The sequence below is a fragment of the Pseudonocardia sp. EV170527-09 genome, from assembly GCF_008369905.1.
Lineage (GTDB): Bacteria > Actinomycetota > Actinomycetes > Mycobacteriales > Pseudonocardiaceae > Pseudonocardia.
Map to the genome: position 1 here is coordinate 1 of NZ_VRMC01000344.1, position 463 is coordinate 463.

Annotated in this window: 1 protein-coding gene; it reads right to left on the reverse strand. The window is 64.8% G+C overall.

The window, feature by feature from the left end; translation table 11 throughout:
- Window positions 1–463: transposase (locus tag FVA95_RS29445; protein WP_193564449.1), on the reverse strand; the 463-nt coding region annotated here is incomplete at both ends.

Sequence of the window (463 nt, forward strand, 5' to 3'; positions counted from 1 at the left end):
GTAGACCGGCCGGTTCGCGACGTGGCCGTCCCTGACCTTCACGTGGATGGCGTCGATGAACACGGCCACATACACCGAGTCCAGCGGCCGCGATACCCAGTCCTGCATCTCGGCGATTACCGACTCGGTGATCCGCGAGACCGTCTCTTTCGATATCGACGCCCCGTAGATCTCCGCGAAGTGCGCGGAGATCTCCCCGGTCGTCAAACCCTTCGCATACAGCGACAGCACGATCTCGTCGACGTCGCCGAGGCGGCGCTGTCGTTTCCGCACGATCTGCGGTTCGAACGTCGACGCCCGGTCGCGCGGGACCGAGATCTCGATCTCGCCGACCGCATCCGAGATGACCGTTTTCGACCGGGTCCCGTTCCGGGTGTTCGTCGATTCCCGGCCGGGAACGGCCCGGTTCTTGGTATGCCCGAGGTGTTCGGTCATCTCCTCGCCGAGTGCGGTCTCCAGCACG